Genomic DNA, 17,795 nt, shown 5'->3' with positions numbered 1-17,795 from the left:
ATCTAGCGTAATAGCCTAACTAGTTTATAGAAAGGAAAGAATGATGTGTGCAAAACAAAAAGCCTGTAACTCTAAGGTGAGTATTCACAAGATAAGCGACGCTTGTGGCTGTACGCAGGCCCCTAAAATTGCCTCCATTAAGATGGAGAGCACAGAGCCAGCATCTTGTTGTGATAGTCAGGAGTCTTCGTGCTGTTCTGGTGCTGATCCGGGCAGTGAGGAGCCCGAACCCTCCGGTTTAAAACCCAACTCGTCATCTAACACCCAACAGACTCAAAGCTGGAAAGTGGGTGGTATGGATTGCCCCGCCTGTGCGCGCAAAGTGGAAACGGCCGTTCGCAAAATAGCAGGCGTTAGTCAGGTAAAAGTACTGTTTGCTACAGAAAAACTCGTTGTTCAGCTCGATGGTTCAGCAACCGCAGCGCTGGTTGAAGATGCAGTGATCAATACTGGGTTCACTATCGATGATGAGAAAAATGCGATTCCCGAACACGATTTTTCTCCCAAGTCTCTGTTGAAGCAGAATATTCAGGTTATTTCCCTTGGCCTTGCAATGGGAATATCAGCACTGGCGAAATCTTCATTTCCTGTATTTAGTCATTGGGCGTTTATTGCCATCTGTTTGCTTGGTTTAATGCCAATTCTTAAGAAAGCCTGGCAGTCAGCACAGTCTGGTTCTCCATTCTCTATTGAAACACTGATGAGTGTTGCTGCTCTTGGTGCTTTATATCTCGGCGAATCCGCTGAAGCGGCTATGGTGTTGTTGCTTTTCTTGCTTGGTGAAAAGCTGGAAGCTTTCGCCTCTTCAAAAGCAAGAAGCGGTGTGCAGTCTCTGATGAAGCTTTTACCTGAAATGGCAACCAAGATTGTTGATGGCCAGCGGGTAGAGGTATCTGCAAAATCACTTATCCCTGGTGATGTGATTGAAGTCGGTCCTGGAGAAAGATTACCCGCTGATGGCTTAGTGCAGGCAGCGGCAAGCTTTGATGAGAGTGCATTGACGGGTGAGTCGGTTCCGGTTGAGCGCCCGGAAGGTGCACAAGTGATGGCCGGTTCGGTAGTGGCAGATAAGGTTACGCGTATTCAAGTCACCTCAGAGCAAGGTGAAAATGCGGTCGACCGTATCCTGCACCTTATAGAAGATGCAGAATCACATAAAGCACCAATGGAGCGTTTTCTTGATAAGTTTAGCCGTTGGTACACGCCGCTAATGATGCTTGTATCGCTGCTTGTGATTGTTACTCCTCCATTGCTCTTTGCTCAGCCGTGGGAAACATGGTTGTACCGTGGTTTAGCCCTTCTGTTAATCGCATGTCCTTGTGCGTTAGTTATCTCAACACCAGCAGCAATAACTTCTGGTTTAGCTGCTGCATCCCGACGTGGTGTATTAATCAAAGGTGGAGCTGCGCTGGAACAGCTTGGCAATGTTGAGGCAGTAGCGTTTGATAAGACGGGCACACTTACTGAGGGCAGGCCGCAAGTTACAGATATCGTACCATTTGGCGGCTTAGCGGAAGCAAAGCTATTAGCCTATGCATCGGCTATTGAGATAGGGTCTTCTCATCCGCTGGCGGTGTCCATCATTGAAAAAACAAAAGCCATGAATATCGATATCCCTGAAGCTCAAGAGAGAATGATATTAACGGGAATGGGTGTCCAGGGAATACTTGATGGTGAACAGCTATCGATTCTTTCACCGAGCAAGCTGCCGGAAGGGATAGGCGAAACCATTCTCAAAAAAGCGGCCGAACTTGAGAGCGAAGGGAAAACGGTGGCGGTGGTGACCAGAAACCACGAGGGTATCGGGATTATCGCTCTCCAGGATAAGGTAAGGGATGAAGCGAAAGCCACGATAAGTAAGCTAACCAGTATGGGTGTCGAAAGCATCATGCTTACTGGAGATAATCGCAGAAGTGCCAAATCGATGAGTTCAAAAATTGGCATCAACTATCAGGCAGAGTTATTACCGGAAGACAAAGTCGAATGGGTGAGTCGCATAGCAGCAGAGAAAAACGTTGCGATGATAGGTGATGGTATTAATGATGCACCAGCGATGAAAGCGGCTTCCATTGGTGTCGCGATGGGAGGGGGAAGTGATATTGCCCTGGAAACAGCAGATGCAGCATTGACCCACAACCGATTGAACGAAGTTGCAGGCATGATCCAACTGTCGAAAGCCACCATCAGCAACATAAAACAAAATGTTATGTTGGCGCTGGGGCTTAAAGGGGTATTTTTGGTAACGAGTGTCCTGGGTATTACTGGCCTATGGGTGGCTGTTTTAGCCGATAGTGGTGCTACGGTACTAGTTACAATCAATGCGTTACGGTTGTTAAGGCTTGGGAAACAAGTCGATTAACAGAATGAAAATGAGCGAGTAGGCGAGGGCATCTGTTAGGCAGGTGCCCTTTTATTTACAGAGTGATTATTAAGCTATTATCGTCAAAAGTGTGATGCAAACCGTTTAATTATGTAATATTGAAATTTCATTCATTCTCGTATGTGATGTTTATCACTTTAATAATTGAATTCTTGAGCTACAGTTTCTTGGTATCCCCACAACATTGAACGGCGAACAATTACGCCAATAAAAGGAGTCAACTATGTCTCAACCTGTTTTCCATCTAGGTATTACTGAAGCAGACCTTAAAGGTGCAACAGTTGCAATTATCCCTGGTGACCCTGATCGTGTGCCTAAGATTGCAAATGAGATGGAGAATCCGGTACAACTTGCTCGTGCTCGTGAATACAATGTTTACCTGGCTGAGCTTGACGGTACTCCGGTAGTCATTTGTTCGACTGGTATTGGTGGTCCTTCTACTTCTATTGCTGTTGAAGAATTGGCACAGTGTGGCGTTCGTACATTCCTGCGTGTTGGTACTACAGGTGCAATCCAGCCTGACGTGAATGTTGGTGACATGATCGTATCAACGGGTTCAGTACGTCTTGACGGTGCTAGCTTGCATTTCGCTCCTATGGAGTTCCCGGCTGTTGCTGATTTTGAAGTTGCGACAGCAATGAAAGCGGCTGTTGAAGAGACTGGTGCATCAGTTCATATGGGTGTAACGGCTTCAAGTGATACTTTCTACCCAGGTCAGGAACGTTACGATACTTTCTCTGGTCGTGTAGTTAAGCGTTTCCAGGGCTCTATGCAAGAGTGGCAGGACATGGGTGTTCTGAACTTTGAAATGGAATCAGCAACGCTTCTTACTATGTGTGCAAGCTCTGGTCTGAAAGCAGGCTGTGTAGCTGGTGTTATCATCAACCGTACTCAGAAAGAGATTCCAGATCACTCTACGCTAAAAGAGACAGAAGCTCGTTCAATCAAGGTTGTAATCGAAGCAGCACGTAAGATGCTTTAATCTGTAAAAAACAGATGACTGATTGAAAAGGTTGGCTTTTGCCAACCTTTTTTGTATTCACTAATTGTACTGTGTCTCTCTTAAGTCATCTTTCGCGTTCAAGACAGCACTCAGTTGCAGGCATTCGTCCTGGCAGGTTGACAGGACCATACTTCCATCTCCTACGGTTTCTACAAGAAGCGTGTCCTGAGTAAGGCTTAGAATTTGCCAGCTTTGCTCTGAGTGGAAGATAAAGCGATCAATTTGCGACTTCATATGCGCGTTAGCTTTATCTTTTCCCTGATAGCTGACTTTATCAAAGAGCAGATAGTCCTCTTCTAAATCCCAGTGCCCGATAGCGACAAAGTCATAGGACTTTTTTTGTTCTGGCACTTCAATTTGCGATGAACGGATAAATATATTGTTATCCAGGAACTCATATTTATTCGTCACAACGACATCTAAGTGTTCAATCTGAGAAGAATCATCCTTTTGAACATCTACCGAGAGTTTAACCTCAGAGTGCCACTCGCTATGGGTGAGCAGTTGGCTTGCTGCCTTGTGACTATCTGTCCAACAAAATACGGCAGCAAGCAAAACAGCTGCGGCCACCACCAATAGGTTAGACTTACTTAATAGGCTAGCAATTTTCATAGAACTCATTCTTATTGTTGGCGCGTATAGACTTGTTTAGATGCTGATACGGTGGTTGAAACATGATATGCAGAGATGCTTTGTTGAATATGTTTTTTGTTATTAATAGCTTATAAGGCTTCGCAAAGTTTTCGTTACTTTTGTCCATATATTGGTTTACGCAGCGTTCAGCGTTAGAAAACAAGGTATTCGATATTTTAGATTCTGTGGTAAAAACGCTTATGCCGTTTATCGCCTCTATCTCTTGCATGTTGGAGTTGTATGACTGGCTAGTAAGTGTCATGGGGGACAAGTGATGAAACGCTGTGATAGTGACGCTTACCAATACAAGGGCCATAGATAGCAGCACCTTTTTGTTCATCAGTGCTATTCCCGCATAGATAGAGCTATGTAGCTTGGGCGCGTATTGGCTTGAAGCAACAGAGGAAGCCATAGCATTGGAAACCAAAGTATCAGAAACTAAAGCATCAGAAATCAAGTCATCACCACGGTCGTTACCATAGGTATCTTTAGCAGTAGTCGATGCCACGACATCACTTTCTAACTCGACCTTAGCAGTGAACACATAGCCATAGTTTGGGACCGTTATAATGCAAGGGTGCTTCAGCCCTTTCTCTCCAAACGCTTTGCGCAGTTCGTATATGGCCTGAACCAAACTTGAGGTTTGAACAATCCGTCCCAGATCATGCCATACATACTTAATAATCCGCTGTTTTCTCAACTTCTGACCTGAGTGAGAAGCCAGAAAGTAAAGCAGTCTGGATCCAGGTTCACTGAGTTTAATTGTTTTACCTTCTTGGCAGTCAATGAGTTCATGCCGTGCGGGCTGAAAAGTAAATCGATTTCCAATCAATAGAGTTTCAGATGGTTCAAATATTAAAGTCATCTATAGAATTTTCATCTTGTTAATCAGGGACAAATTGAAAGAAATTATATCAGCTGGGTTTATTGAAGTGTCTAAAGTGATATTTAAATGACATACATTTAACAAAGATATGGTTTTATCAGAGCCTTGTTAACTTATTGAATTTTAATGGCTACTTCTTGCAGCAAGTTGCAAGAAGTAGCCAACTGACGTTTTAAGTATTATATAAAGCGCCTTTTTTATGAGAGCGTGGCACCTTTTGTTGTTGCTTTATTTTTAGTCTTAGAAGAAGTACTTAAATCTAATACGGTAACCTTTGTCGTCGTGCTCGGTGAACTCTCCTCTTGTAAGGTCATCATCATCAATGCTAGACAGGTAAGCACCGACATAAACGGAGAAATCTTCTACGTCCAGAACATTTGCGAAATGATACGAGGCGTACCAGGATTCAATGGATGCGTCACCTTCAAGCAAGCCGCCCTTGATCTCGTTAACTTCGTACTCGTTTTCCCCCTGTACGTAACCGACACCGAAGCCTTTGTAGAGTACGTTTAGACCCACGGTTGAGTTGGTTTCGTCAACCGCATCCATGTGTGCCCAGTTTAGGTTTATAGAAAGGTCGTCGATGCTGTAGTTTGCGGTCACACCATATCCGGTACGATCAGATACATCGACATTGCCAGTTTTTGTCGTGATTGCATCACTAACTAGGTTTGTTTCCATTGCCGCAGAGATCTTAAAGTTACCTGCCTGATAGGAAACGACCGGACGAATCAGGAAAGAGTCTTCATTATATTGCAGTTCTCTTCCATGGTATGTGTTGTCAGTGAACATTGCAGTACGGTCACCAAACATGGTACCCACTTCTACGTATAGGTCGCCAAACTGCTGACTGTACATGGCTTGACCTTCTGCACCACGTCCGCGAGCTTCTTTAAGTTGGTATGTGTAGAAAGCTGCGTCGTTATGCAGGCTGTTCGAAGTATCGCCAGAGTATTCCAGGAAAGTATCCTGACCTACAGGGAACATGTCTGTTCCTTCGAAGCGGCCCATTTTAATATCCCAGCCATCTTTCTTACCAAAAGAGAACCATGCATCATCGACGCCCATGTTTCCACTGGTATCAAACAGTGCCTGAGCATTTAATTTGAAATAGTGATCAGATGTTGTATATCTTTCACCGGCAAAGTTCATGAGAATTCGACCGGACTGATCAAAGCCTTTACCGTATGCTTTGGATTCGCTATCCCTGTAGTTGAAATCAAATTCTACGTCACCACCGATCGAAAATTTGCCTTCCTCATTATCTACAACCGTAACACCAGCGTTTGCTGATAGCGCAGCAGAGACCAAAATAGCACCGATCGAGTACTTAAATGCTTTTTTCATTATTTAACCCTATGTGAGTATTAGAATACTTTTTTAGTTCAGTTTGTGTGTTGACCTGTGCTCAAAGTTTGCTGGCTTTGGACCGTCTGAACAATTGTTGTGAGGGGTTCTTCTATATCAATCACGTAAATTTAGTGGCTGAATAAAGTAATTAAAAACAGTTGGTTACATGTAAATAAAGATAAAAGCAGATTAATTGGCTATAAATTTCCTAAAAGAGGAGGGTGTTGAAAGTAGGTAGGAACAGAGGTATGGAGTTTAAGGCCAAGTTAATAAGTGTTGATGGTGTGATTCAGGGAATTCTCGTGGGATTTTATAGTCAGAGTTAAGATATTAAATTTGAGCTCTGAACTTTGAACAAAAAAATACCGCTTATATAGGGAAAGCGGTATTAAGGTATTGAGTTCGCTAATTAGCGTATTTCAAATGATCACAAATCTTCGTGGCCGCCAGCGTCATTAAACCACACTCTTAGATGGCTCTTCAGCTCCTTTAGCTCGTCCGGACCTATTAGAGCAAGTCCCAAATCCTCTGCGCGAGTGATATCGTTGTGTCGTAAAGGACGGAAGCTTACCAACATAGCGCGTGCTTGCAGTCCGCCTAAAAGGTCTCGAAGGGATTCGAGTTTGTATAACGTGTCATCGCCATCATCTCTCATGCCTTTGGTTTTACATTCGATGATGTGGAGCTTATTGTTAACAACAGAGGCGACATCAAGCTCGTTTCTCACTTCGCGTTCGCCTAGCTGACGATATACCTGAACATTCAGAGAGCGATCCTGAATGGTTGGCAGTTCATCTTGAATTTGTTTTACGGTGCTGTGCACAAGGGTTTCCAGCCACTCACCATTTGAGAAGCGTCTTGCATCTTCGCTCTTGAAAGTCAGAATACCGTTTTCGTAGTCAGCAAGCTCAGTCGCAACTAAGTCTTCAAGGAGCATGTTCAGCTCTCGGTAACCTTGTTGCTTCTCTGTCAGTTCAACATCGAGTTTCTGCTCTTTACGGCAAGTGGTGGCAAGGTAGTTTAGCGTCGCCAGGCCAGGGCCCAGCTCCAGAGCGTTACCCGCCCATTTCTGTCCTAACTCGTATAGCTTCTGATCAAGGTGCTCAGAAACCTCCAGCTCATTGAATTCTGCTCTTGCCCCAAAAATAGTTAGGTAGTCGGAGATAGTAATTTTGTCAGCCAACTGTATATCTGGTAAGCCTTCAGGATAGAGCCAGCAAATCTTGTCGCTGTTTGGTTCGACGACAAAAATTTCCCATCGGTTTTGTCTGAACATCTCATACACGGTTAGAAGACGATGACGAAGGCCACAGCTCGCATTCAACTTGACCTCTTTCCCTCTGGAAGCTAAATCTTTTTCCAGTTTATGAATGGCTTTTCGAATCAGAGATGTATCGACAATAGATGGGATTTCAAAAAATTCAGCCTGAATATCTCTTTGATTTAAAACAGATTCAAGCCTCTTATACATTTCAAACTGCGTTTCGTCGCCAATGAAGACGACATGTTTGCAAACTGAACGGTGATCTAAAAGTGGTGTAACAAGTCTTATCGGATCTTGATCTATGATGCCTACATGAACGGCCATATCATGCCCTCGTAATTATAATTTATGGCCAGCAAAAGATTGATAAAGAAAAGAAGCTCAGCGGGCCTGTATTAAAGATATGGTATTAATCCTATAAAAAACAAGGGAGAATTATAATAATTCTCCCTTGTTTCTGACCATTAATTAACAGTACGCATGCTTAGAGTTTGAATTGATGTACCAATCCAGCCTGTTCATTGGCAAGTTGCGTCAGATTTTCATTTACTGATGCAATTTCAGACATAGCCTCATGGCTTTGCTCAGCGATGTGGTTAATGTCTTCTAAGCTACGAGCAATTTCAGAAGTCGTTTCGCTCTGCTCGTTTGCAGCTTGCGAAATCTGCGTACTCATCTGGCTGATTTCCAGAATCAGAGCCTGAATTTCTTCCATTGAACTATTAGCGTCAGAGGCTTGAGCAACGGATTTTTCCATATCCTGCATACAGCTTTCTATAACCTTACCGGCCGTAGAGGAGCTCGCTTGCAGATTGCTGATCATATCTTCAATTTCAGCGGTCGATTCAGACGTACGTTTTGCCAGCACACGTACTTCATCTGCTACAACTGCGAAACCACGGCCTTGTTCACCTGCACGCGCCGCTTCGATAGCTGCGTTAAGTGCCAGCAGGTTGGTTTGCTCAGCGATATTTTGGATAACATCCAGAATGCTACCTATCTGTCCGCTCATCTGCTGCAATTCGGCCACGGCAGATACAGACTCATTCAAGCGGTTTTCGAGCTGGTTTATCGTCGTAATGTTGGCATTCATCACGTTGCGGCCAGTATCGGCAGCCCCCTCAACCATGTTGACTTTCTCGGTAGTGCTTTGTGCACTTTGAGCGACTTCAACTACGGAATGCTCCATTTCAGTCATCGCTGTTGCAACGCTTGCAGTCTTCTCTCGCTGATGGCCGAGTTGCTCCTGTGCTTCAAGGGATGTGTTCTGATTTTGGTTGGTTGCTGAGGTCAGGTTATCCGACCCACGATTAAGCTGGGTAACAATATTATGCAGGTTATCAGCTAATGTATTGATGTGTCCGCTAACACGAGAAAACTCGTTGTTGTGACGAATATCGATTCTCTGGCTTAAATCGCCATTAGCCAGTCCTTCCAGCGAACTCAGAATTCTAGTTAATGGTTCACGAACACTGTGAGCAACGTTGTAACCGATAGCAGCGGCTAAGATAACAACGGCGATACCGATAATAATGGCTTTCATTACACCGTCATCATAGATACTGCCAGCTTCTTCCAATGAGGTATTCAGCTCTTTAGTCGCTAACTGGTTAAAGTAGTCCATGATTTCCATGGCGGAGTCGACTTGTCTTGTCAGGTTAGCGATGTTCTCGAATAATTTGCTTTGCGCGACAATAAAGGCGTAATGCTGATCAAGCACACCGCCGGGTTTACCAATATCCTTGGTAAATGCTTCCACTCTTTCTGAGAACTCTTCTTTTATCTGAGGTGACTGAGCGGCAAGTCCATTAAATGCATAGTTAAGATGTGATACGGCCTTTTTGTTTACTGCAACCGCTTTTTTAACTAACTCAGTATCACTACTGGAAAGCGCGTCGACAGTCACATCGGAAGCTTCTTCCAGTTTCGAGAAGTAGCTTTTTGCCATAAGCTTCACTGAAATGCTCGGCATTCCCGCAACCATCTCTTTCATGCCAACGGTCAGCTCTACATTCAATCTTTGGAAGTCGCGAGTAGATTTTGCTACCTGTTCTTCAGCGTTGAACATGTCAATGTAGTTGTTCATTGCAACTTGCGCTTCTGAGAAGTATTGGTTCTCGATGACTTTTAGCTGATCTATATATTGTTGAGCTTCTGGATAAACTTTACTAACTTGTTCTAGCTGAGAAAAAATATCCTGAAAACTACTTTGTGATGCGGCAAAATCAGAACGAGTTTGATCCATTCTTGCCTGGTCGTCTGAAGTGAGAAAGTCTTTAAATAACTTATCTGATGAAAGTAATTGCAAGCTTGTCTTATTAGATAGCGAGACAAACGGCAATGAGTTTTGGGTTACAGTTCCAAATTTGGTATGAATGTCATTCATACCGTTCATCATCAAGCCGATGGTAATCACGAACATGATGACAATTAATGAAAAACCAGCGTACATTCGTCTGATTACAGAGCCTTTCATTATCCTCTCCTACGTAGCATTAAGCATGAACAGAAAGCAAAATGGCTTTCTAAATAATTAATAAAAATAACATGTAATCCTAATGGTAAAGTTCTCAACAGAATATGATTGAACACGCAAAACAGAATTAATTATTGCTCCGAATTTTAAAGTTTGTATCGGAACAGTGTTTTTATTGTGATTTCGGTGGGCTTATCGCATACTTAAGCCCTTATAAAGGATAGCACTTATTGGAGTTATGAATGGCTGAAGAGACTATATTTAGCAAGATTATACGCAAGGAAATTCCAGCAGATGTACTGTATCAGGATGATTTAGTCACTGCATTTCGTGACATCAACCCGAGGGCGCCAAGCCATATTCTTATTGTTCCTAACAAGCTGATTCCTACTACTAATGACATTGTAGAAGAAGATGAGCTTGCATTAGGAAGACTGTTCACTGTTGCTAAAAAGCTGGCGAAGGACGAGGGTATTGACGAAGATGGTTACCGATTGATCGTTAACTGTAACTCTCATGGTGGTCAGGAAGTTTATCATATCCATATGCACCTATTGGGTGGCAGACCGCTTGGTCCTTTACTACTAGGTTAACAACTCGATTTCGAATGAAACCTTCCGGTGTAAAATCCGGGAGGTTGTTTTTTAGAGGTTTTTGGTGAAGAAGTTTTTTCGACTCACTTTGGTTGCATCATTCACAGCGGCAGTAACCGCTTGTTCTACACTTTCTGCCGGGAATTTGTTTAGCCATTATTCCGCTCAAAATGGGGGGGTCTATCAGGCTGTGGAAACTGGACAGTATCAGAAAGCGGAAGATCTGTTACCCGAGTATGTGGCCGGAGATATTCTGGATAACCTTGAGAAAGGGCGAGTCACTTTTCTTAACCAGCAGTTTGAACCAAGCCAGACTTATTTTGAACTGAGCGAAGTCGCTGTCAGGCAGCAGCAGGATCAAGCCGTAATTTCTATTTCTGAAACGGCAACAGATATTGGCTCGCTGGCGGTCAACGACAATCTTCAAAACTATGTTCCTGCAGATTATGAACTCGGATTTCTTCATCTATATCTTGGATTGAACTATTTGCATAAAAACTCGCTGGAAGGTGCTTTAGTCGAAGTTAGAAAAGCAAATCAAGTACAGGAAAGGGCAAAGAGAACCCGTGAGAGTGATTTGCAATCAGCAGCTTACGATCTTCAGCAAAATGGCATGAGTGCCAACCTTGGCTCGGTGCTTTCTCAATACCCTGATGCAGGGCAGAAGCTGCAGGCCGTTCAAAACGGCTATCTTCTCTATCTTTCGGCGTTGCTATACGAAACTGCGAATGAACTTAATAGCGCTTATGTTGACTATAAAAGAGCGTTAGCTGTATTACCTGACAACGATCAGGTAGTCGAAGGAACCTTGCGAGTCGCCCGAAAAATCGGGATGTGGGAAGATTTAAAACAGCTAGAAGCACAATATGGTAAGCCAGAGGCTCTCTCTGCGGAGCAATCGAGAATTATTATTATCGATGAGCAGGGGGTTGTCTTTGCTCGTCAGGGATGGAAACAGTCTTTACCAGTAAGCAGTAGTCATGGTACGTCATGGTACACGTTGGCTCTGCCATACTACCCAAACGCAGTTTCGGAGTACTATCCAAGTTTGAGGTTGGATGATCGAAAGGTAGACAACTCACTGTTGGTTGATGTGAATTTGATGGCGAGTCAAGATCTTACTGAACGAATGCCGACTATAGTTATGAGGCAAGCGTTAAGAGTTGTTGCTAAAGAGCAGCTTAGAAGAGAGGCGTCTGGCGGAAACAATGGTAATGGCAATAGCGGTGCTGAAGATATCGGGAATATACTGTTCAACGTATGGAACGTATTAACCGAACAGCCAGATACTCGGAGTTGGCAAACATTACCAGCCCAAGTATATAGTAGCTCATATACCGTTGAAGCCGGACAACACATGTTAAGCTTTAACGATGAAGAATATGAAGTATCAGTAAAAGCAGGTAGAACGGCTTTGGTCTGGATTTCAAGGCAAGGAAACAACGCCGTGGTATGGCATAAGCAATTGGGAGCTTTGTGATGAAAAAAGTAGTATTAGCGTTGGCAGCAGTTCTGGCAATCGCAGGTTGTTCAGGAAAGAATACTGCTGGATTAAGAGTAGAAGGGGATACCCAGAATGTTCTGTTTGGTGACAACGTTCTTGGCAACCGCTTAAGTATTGAGAATATCGCAACTGTCGATGTTGATGGACATGCCCGTGGCGCTGTTACTGTTTCTAGCCAGTACTCAGGCGAGCAGCACTTACAATACCGTTTTTACTGGTATGACAACGATGGTGTTGAAGTAAACTCTAAACAGGCTGCCTGGAAGCAGACTATTGTTCATGGTTTTGAAACGATTACAATCTCGGAAGTATCGATTAACCCGAATGGAAAACAGTTCCGCGTGCAAATTCGTCAGGCGGACTAAAGAGGAATAAAAATGAAAAAAGGTGTTATTGCGCTACTTGGTTTAGCGGTTATTTTAGGCGGCTGTTCTAACAAAGTGAGCTATGGGGATGCTCAAGCCGTTGAAACAACGACGATTGATTTTGGCTCAAGTGACCTGCAAAAGATTGCAGGTGAAATGGTTGATAGCATGCTGATGTCTGGTTCTGTTGCGTATATTACTCGTGACAATCGCCCAATCGTGTTTGTTGAAACCATTAAAAACAAAACAGCTGAACATATTGATACAGAATCTATTACCGATTCAATCAGCACTAAAATGCTAAATTCTGGTAAGTTCCGCTTTGTTGATATGGACCGTGTTGAGTCTGTTCGTAAGCAACTTAACTTCCAGAACAATGATGAGCTAGTCGACCAGAGCAGTGCAATTCAATTCGGTAAGATGGTTGGTGCTGAATATATGCTTTACGGCAACCTGGCAAGTATCGTTAAACAGGCTGGAAGCGACAAAGACGTATACTACAAGATGACGATGCGTCTGATGGATCTTGAAACAGGTCTTATCGAATGGGCTGACGAAACTGAGATCCGTAAGCAGGAATCTAAGAGCCTGTTAGGACTGTAAGTCAGCTACAAAAGCGTATAGGAGGCTCTGGTGGCTAAAATGACCTGGAATGAAGCTTGTTCGCTAGACCAGTCATTGTTGTCACTGGAGTCTTTTTTTAATGGTAAGCCTAAACTTGCTGAACTGCTGAGTGGAGGGCTAACCAATCGTTGTTGGAAAGTTGATTCCAACACAAGTCAATCCTTCGTATGGCGACCTATCTCTTCTGTTACTAACACTTATGGCGTCTCCCGAATGAGAGAGTACCGCATGTTGGAAGCGTTGTGCAGCAGTCATGACAAGCTTTTAGCCCCTAAACCTGTACACCTCAACGATTCTGGTCTTTTGGTCGAATGGATTGAAGGAGAGGTGGCAGAACGCTTTCCATTGAGTGAAACTGAAATCATCGGTACGCTCGCCAGAGTTCATGCCATCAACATCCATAACAAACCTATACCACTATTTTCATTTACTGCAAAAGTTGATGGTTATTGGCATCAGCTTCGAGCCAGAGAACCACACCTCCTAACAAAAGAATATCAAGCCCTGTACCAGGAATATCGAGAGCTTCCAAATGTCGAACCAGTAGAAGCTACACTTTGCCATTTTGATTTAGGTAGTTATAACGTGATCAGGACAGACAAAGGTATCCGCGTTATAGACTGGGAGTATGCTGGCGTCGCTGATCCCAGAATGGACTTGGCAATGACGATAGATGTGAATGGAATTGATATGCCTAAAGCGGTTGCAGACTACTGTAAGCTAAGAGGAATCGACAATGCTGATATTTGGTTTAAAGGAGTGAACCAGTGGGTTCCACGAAACAGGATGATGGCTATTCTGTGGTATCTGCTGGGCTATCAGTTGTGGAAGGAAGAGCACTATCTTGAGGAAGCAGTAAAACTTAAATCTCATTTTTAGTGTTCTAATACGTAAGAATAATGTTTCAAAAGTTATGAATCGTGGTAGATTTAGAAAACGGCTAGAGCATTAACAAGTACCTACGAGGAGTGGGGAGGTACCATGATTATATATTTACACGGCTTTGACTCAACAAGCCCTGGTAACCACGAGAAGGTTCTTCAGCTACAGTTTATTGATGATGATGTAAGGTTTATTAACTACAGTACGCTGCATCCAAAACACGATATGCAACACCTGCTGAAAGAAGTGCATAAGGTCGTCGATCAGTCTAATGATCCGAACCCAATTATTTGTGGTGTTGGCCTGGGTGGATACTGGTCAGAGCGTATTGGATTCTTGTGTGGTATTAAGCAGGTGATTTTTAACCCGAACCTGCACCCAGAAAGTAATATGGAAGGTAAGATAGATCGTCCGGAAGAGTACGAAGACATCGCAACTAAGTGCGTTTCTCAATTCAGAACCAAGAACAAAGGGCGTTGTTTAGCCATTCTTTCGAAGCAGGACGGTGTGCTTGATACTCAGGGCATCGCATCGGAACTTGAAGACTACTATGAGATCATCTGGGATGAGACTCAAGAACACAAGTTCAAGAAGATTTCTCAGCACCTTCAGAAAATGAAGGCGTTTAAAGAACAAGCTTCTGAGGCTGTGTCAGAGTAACAGTCTCAGCTTAACAAAGTCTCTCAAGATATATCAGAAAACCAGCTGTTAAGGCTGGTTTTTTTATGCCCATTCGTCTCTGACTAATCTTTAAAAATTGATCTGGCGCAATTATTTCTTGCTCTAAAAAAATACCTAGTTATAATGTGGATTATAACTTTTGTTGATTTATATCAAAAAAAGTTGAGCATTCCTGAATGAGATGTAACAAAAATAAAGAAGGTGCCTGAAGCACCCCGAGAAAAACCAAACGGTGAGTTTGTTGAGAGTAAAGAATTCTAGAGGCTGGAGCGAAGCTACGGTCTCATCAAATTTTTAAGTCTTTAAAGGAGTATTGTTATGACTCGAATTATTGTTGTTGGTGGTGGTGCTGGTGGCCTTGAGTTGGCAACCAAGTTGGGCCATACATTGGGTCGCAAAGGAAAAGCAGAGATTACATTGGTTGACCGAAAAGCCAGCCATTTGTGGAAACCACTTTTGCATGAAGTGGCGACAGGTTCGCTGGATGAAGGTGTGGATGCTTTAAGTTACCGTTCTCACGCTAAGAACCATGGCTTTAAATTCCGCTTAGGAAGCCTGGAGAATATTGATCGCGAAGGAAAGTATATTACTTTGAGTGCTGTCTCTGATGAAAAGGGCGAGCAGATTATGCCAACCCGACAGTTTCCTTATGACATCCTGGTTATGGCCCTTGGCTCAACCTCTAACGATTTCAATACTCCTGGTGTTCGTGAAAACTGCATATTCCTTGATAGTCCTGAGCAGGCGCGTCGCTTCAGAGAAGAGATGAATAATGAGTTCCTGAAGCTTCATTGGAAACAGTACAGCGGCACTGTCGATATCGCGATTGTTGGTGCTGGTGCAACGGGCGTTGAGCTTTCTGCTGAGCTACACAATGCGATTAAAGAGCTGCGTAACTATGGCTTTGACGACCTGGATTCGAGCAAGCTGAACGTTAACCTGATTGAAGCGGGAGAGCGCATTCTTCCAGCACTTCCTGCACGCATCTCTTCTGCCGCCCATAGCGAGTTAACTAAGCTTGGTGTTACAGTTCGTACAACTACCATGGTGACAAAAGCAGATGAGGATGGTTTGACGACAAAGGACGGTGAGAAAATTCCAGCACAGATTATGGTATGGGCCGCTGGTATTAAGGCGCCTGATTTTATTAAGGGTATTGCAGGATTAGAGACCAACCGAATTAACCAGCTTGTAGTAAAGGATACGCTGCAAACGACTCGTGATGACAGTATTTTTGTTATTGGTGACCTTGCTCAGTGCACGCAACCTGATGGTTCATTTGTGCCACCTAGAGCACAGGCTGCGCATCAGATGGCGAGTCAGGCATTTAAAAATATTATCGCGCAGTTAAATGGCAAAGCATTGAAGCCGTACATCTACAAAGATCATGGTTCACTTGTTTCCCTTAGCCGCTTCTCTACTGTTGGTAGCTTGATGGGGAATCTGACTAAAGGTTCAATGATGGTCGAAGGACGTATTGCTCGCGTGGTTTACATTTCACTGTATAGAATGCATCAGATGGCACTTCATGGGATGTTCAAGACGGGTTTGATGATGTTGGTAGGGCGAATCAACCGAGTGTTAAGACCCAACCTGAAGTTACACTAATCTTAATTCTCCTATAACGTATTTGAAGCCGAACTTGATGTTCGGCTTTGCTTGTTTTGATTCTGTTACTTCGAATCCGTTCTTTGAATTAAGGCGTAACAGAAAATACCAAGCCATCTTTAGGTTTGCCATTGAACACGAATCTGTTTTTGGCCAGACACTCTTCTACCGCTCCGCACTTTTGAGCAATCAAGTGGCTTGGTTTGTTGTCCGGATCGCAAACGATTTCCAGCCGAGTGAGTTTGAGCTTTGCAAAGCAGAACTCGATTAAAGCATCCAACGCCTCTTTCCCATATCCTAGCTTTTGATGGTCGTCTCCTATCCAGTATCCAATACTGGCCATGTTGGCGATGCGTTGGAACTCGGTTATGGCAACCATACCGATTAGTTGGTTACAATCAGATTGATAAACACCAAATCCATAAGAGATCTCTTTAATCCAGTTTAAGCGGTTCGCCAGCAAAAACTCCTCGGCATCAAAATGTGAAAACGCTGAGTGAGTCCAGTCAAGCCAAGGGTAAAGAGAAGGGGAGGTTGATACCAGCTCTGAGAAGCGTGCTGCTTCTGACTTGTCTGGGAGCCTTAATATCAGCTTTTGGGTGATGATGGTGAAATCTGGTGTCATAAAATACACAAAAGCTCTCACAAGGAGAGCTTTTCTATCATTAGGCTTCTGGTGTCGGTGCTCTACGCACCTGAATCACAATACCCATCAGTGGATGATCGAGATAGTGAATTTCACCACTTCTCATCCGACGCTTTTGAGTCATGCGATACCCTTTAAGAAACTCTTCAACCCGATAAGTCGGCTCTACCGCCTCAAGGTTGCCAAACTGAACCGTATCGTTAACCGGTTCGGTAATAATCTGCTCCTGTCCGATTGGTGCCTCTGTATCTGAGGTCACTTCTTCAATGACAGGAATCGTTTCTACTTCTGGCACTTCATCTTCAACAAGCACTTCACGTCGCCAAGGTGACTTCAGATCTAACTCGGTTTCCAGAAACAGGTAGTGTTGAACATAAACCTGAAACTTTCCGTCAAGCTGATACAGAGGGTTGTCGATGGTCACTTCGTTCGCTAAATCATCAACAACGATTTCGGTATCCTGCTGTTTGCTGCTTCCGTCTGGGTTAAATGACTCAGAGAAATCTTTACCGGCTACGATATGAAATACAGGGGCGGTAGACTTAGGCTGATCGCCTTGACGCCAAGCGGTATGAAGGAGTACTTCGAAACCGGCGTGTTTATCCAGAGCTTCTTTTTTCTCGATAAGCTGAAAGTCTTCGTATGGCAGCATGATTACGCCTTTATCTTCCAGATACTGAGCATTATTTAAGGTGCTAGCACGGCTAAGATCTATCTGAGGCAGCTCATCAGGCCAGGATTCCTCTACAGTTTCAGGTGCAACCGCTCTTTTAAAGATAATAACTTCAACATCAAACTCTCTTTCTGATGCGTAAACGCTCAGAGAAACCATAGAGAGAAGAAGTGCCATTATTTTTTTCATTTTTACTCCGGTTCTGGGTATAAACTGCCCTAATAAGT

At 43.7% G+C, this 17,795-nt stretch carries 16 protein-coding genes; 9 read left to right on the top strand and 7 right to left on the bottom strand.

What is annotated here, in order from left to right; translation table 11 throughout:
• The first annotated feature begins 43 nt into the window (after positions 1 to 43).
• Both SNR28_RS19950 and udp read left to right on the top strand, forming a co-directional pair.
• A complete protein-coding gene (locus tag SNR28_RS19950) occupies positions 44 to 2,359 on the top strand; it encodes a zinc/cadmium/mercury/lead-transporting ATPase (RefSeq protein ID WP_375754125.1) in 2,316 nt (771 codons plus the stop codon).
• A 244-nt stretch (positions 2,360 to 2,603) separates the two neighbouring features.
• Entirely contained in the window at positions 2,604 to 3,362 is a 759-nt protein-coding gene (gene udp, locus SNR28_RS19945) for a uridine phosphorylase (RefSeq protein ID WP_375750371.1), read from the top strand.
• A gap of 60 nt (positions 3,363 to 3,422) precedes the next feature.
• On the opposite strand, the gene SNR28_RS19940 is transcribed toward udp, so the two are convergent.
• The 5 genes from SNR28_RS19940 to SNR28_RS19920 form a co-directional block, all read right to left on the bottom strand.
• On the bottom strand, positions 3,423 to 3,995 hold the full coding sequence (locus SNR28_RS19940) for a regulatory protein ToxS (RefSeq protein ID WP_375750370.1): 573 nt from the start codon (positions 3,993 to 3,995) through the stop codon (positions 3,423 to 3,425).
• A complete protein-coding gene (locus SNR28_RS19935) occupies positions 3,982 to 4,881 on the bottom strand; it encodes a transcriptional regulator (RefSeq protein ID WP_375750369.1) in 900 nt (299 codons plus the stop codon). Before SNR28_RS19935 ends, SNR28_RS19940 begins: the two co-directional genes overlap by 14 nt.
• Before the next feature lie 261 nt (positions 4,882 to 5,142).
• On the bottom strand, positions 5,143 to 6,249 hold the full coding sequence (locus tag SNR28_RS19930; protein ID WP_375750368.1) for a carbohydrate porin: 1,107 nt from the start codon (positions 6,247 to 6,249) through the stop codon (positions 5,143 to 5,145).
• A gap of 430 nt (positions 6,250 to 6,679) precedes the next feature.
• The gene (locus tag SNR28_RS19925; RefSeq protein WP_375750367.1) at positions 6,680 to 7,840 is read right to left on the bottom strand and encodes a DUF1887 family protein; all 1,161 of its coding nucleotides are present in this window, start codon (positions 7,838 to 7,840) and stop codon (positions 6,680 to 6,682) included.
• A 160-nt stretch (positions 7,841 to 8,000) separates the two neighbouring features.
• A complete protein-coding gene (locus SNR28_RS19920; protein ID WP_375750365.1) occupies positions 8,001 to 9,992 on the bottom strand; it encodes a methyl-accepting chemotaxis protein in 1,992 nt (663 codons plus the stop codon).
• Between the two features lie 242 nt (positions 9,993 to 10,234).
• On the opposite strand from SNR28_RS19920, the gene hinT reads away from it, so the two are divergent.
• From hinT to SNR28_RS19885, 7 genes are all read left to right on the top strand, one after another.
• Complete coding sequence (hinT, locus tag SNR28_RS19915) at positions 10,235 to 10,585, top strand: purine nucleoside phosphoramidase (RefSeq protein ID WP_375750363.1); 351 nt, start codon at positions 10,235 to 10,237, stop codon at positions 10,583 to 10,585.
• 64 nt (positions 10,586 to 10,649) lie between these two features.
• Entirely contained in the window at positions 10,650 to 12,065 is a 1,416-nt protein-coding gene (locus SNR28_RS19910) for a COG3014 family protein (protein ID WP_375750362.1), read from the top strand.
• A complete protein-coding gene (locus SNR28_RS19905; RefSeq protein ID WP_375750361.1) occupies positions 12,065 to 12,454 on the top strand; it encodes a YcfL family protein in 390 nt (129 codons plus the stop codon). Before SNR28_RS19910 ends, SNR28_RS19905 begins: the two co-directional genes overlap by 1 nt.
• Positions 12,455 to 12,466: 12 nt before the next feature.
• Positions 12,467 to 13,057 carry a penicillin-binding protein activator LpoB gene (lpoB, locus tag SNR28_RS19900; RefSeq protein ID WP_375750360.1) on the top strand — a complete coding sequence of 197 codons (591 nt, stop codon included), beginning with the start codon at positions 12,467 to 12,469 and terminating at the stop codon, positions 13,055 to 13,057.
• Between the two features lie 39 nt (positions 13,058 to 13,096).
• Positions 13,097 to 13,957: a phosphotransferase gene (locus SNR28_RS19895; RefSeq protein ID WP_375754124.1), complete on the top strand. Its 861-nt coding sequence runs from the start codon at positions 13,097 to 13,099 to the stop codon at positions 13,955 to 13,957.
• Between the two features lie 102 nt (positions 13,958 to 14,059).
• On the top strand, positions 14,060 to 14,620 hold the full coding sequence (ycfP, locus tag SNR28_RS19890) for an alpha/beta hydrolase YcfP (protein ID WP_375750359.1): 561 nt from the start codon (positions 14,060 to 14,062) through the stop codon (positions 14,618 to 14,620).
• Positions 14,621 to 14,959: 339 nt separating this feature from the next.
• Positions 14,960 to 16,249, top strand: a complete 1,290-nt coding sequence (locus tag SNR28_RS19885) for an NAD(P)/FAD-dependent oxidoreductase (RefSeq protein WP_375750358.1) — start codon at positions 14,960 to 14,962, stop codon at positions 16,247 to 16,249.
• An 88-nt stretch (positions 16,250 to 16,337) separates the two neighbouring features.
• Here SNR28_RS19885 and SNR28_RS19880 read toward each other — a convergent pair whose 3' ends face one another.
• A complete protein-coding gene (locus tag SNR28_RS19880; RefSeq protein ID WP_375750357.1) occupies positions 16,338 to 16,874 on the bottom strand; it encodes a GNAT family N-acetyltransferase in 537 nt (178 codons plus the stop codon).
• 40 nt (positions 16,875 to 16,914) lie between these two features.
• A complete protein-coding gene (locus SNR28_RS19875) occupies positions 16,915 to 17,757 on the bottom strand; it encodes a peptidoglycan binding protein CsiV (RefSeq protein WP_375750355.1) in 843 nt (280 codons plus the stop codon).
• Positions 17,758 to 17,795: the final 38 nt, after the last annotated feature.

Origin of the sequence: Vibrio iocasae (assembly GCF_042245395.1) — a bacterium.
In the GTDB taxonomy this organism is placed as follows: Bacteria; Pseudomonadota; Gammaproteobacteria; order Enterobacterales; family Vibrionaceae; genus Vibrio; species Vibrio iocasae.
The sequence above is the reverse complement of the archived record's forward strand: the minus strand, read 5'-3'. Positions and strand labels throughout refer to the sequence as shown.

Excerpts from the sequence above, each read along its gene's own strand:
- SNR28_RS19950 (WP_375754125.1), top strand. The coding sequence starts at position 44 with ATGTGTGCAAAACAAAAAGCCTGTAACTCTAAGGTGAGTATTCACAAG.
- udp (WP_375750371.1), top strand. The coding sequence starts at position 2,604 with ATGTCTCAACCTGTTTTCCATCTAGGTATTACTGAAGCAGACCTTAAA.
- SNR28_RS19940 (WP_375750370.1), bottom strand. The coding sequence starts at position 3,995 with ATGAAAATTGCTAGCCTATTAAGTAAGTCTAACCTATTGGTGGTGGCC.
- SNR28_RS19935 (WP_375750369.1), bottom strand. The coding sequence starts at position 4,881 with ATGACTTTAATATTTGAACCATCTGAAACTCTATTGATTGGAAATCGA.
- SNR28_RS19930 (WP_375750368.1), bottom strand. The coding sequence starts at position 6,249 with ATGAAAAAAGCATTTAAGTACTCGATCGGTGCTATTTTGGTCTCTGCT.
- SNR28_RS19925 (WP_375750367.1), bottom strand. The coding sequence starts at position 7,840 with ATGGCCGTTCATGTAGGCATCATAGATCAAGATCCGATAAGACTTGTT.
- SNR28_RS19920 (WP_375750365.1), bottom strand. The coding sequence starts at position 9,992 with ATGAAAGGCTCTGTAATCAGACGAATGTACGCTGGTTTTTCATTAATT.
- hinT (WP_375750363.1), top strand. The coding sequence starts at position 10,235 with ATGGCTGAAGAGACTATATTTAGCAAGATTATACGCAAGGAAATTCCA.
- SNR28_RS19905 (WP_375750361.1), top strand. The coding sequence starts at position 12,065 with ATGAAAAAAGTAGTATTAGCGTTGGCAGCAGTTCTGGCAATCGCAGGT.
- lpoB (WP_375750360.1), top strand. The coding sequence starts at position 12,467 with ATGAAAAAAGGTGTTATTGCGCTACTTGGTTTAGCGGTTATTTTAGGC.
- SNR28_RS19895 (WP_375754124.1), top strand. The coding sequence starts at position 13,097 with ATGACCTGGAATGAAGCTTGTTCGCTAGACCAGTCATTGTTGTCACTG.
- ycfP (WP_375750359.1), top strand. The coding sequence starts at position 14,060 with ATGATTATATATTTACACGGCTTTGACTCAACAAGCCCTGGTAACCAC.
- SNR28_RS19885 (WP_375750358.1), top strand. The coding sequence starts at position 14,960 with ATGACTCGAATTATTGTTGTTGGTGGTGGTGCTGGTGGCCTTGAGTTG.
- SNR28_RS19880 (WP_375750357.1), bottom strand. The coding sequence starts at position 16,874 with ATGACACCAGATTTCACCATCATCACCCAAAAGCTGATATTAAGGCTC.
- SNR28_RS19875 (WP_375750355.1), bottom strand. The coding sequence starts at position 17,757 with ATGAAAAAAATAATGGCACTTCTTCTCTCTATGGTTTCTCTGAGCGTT.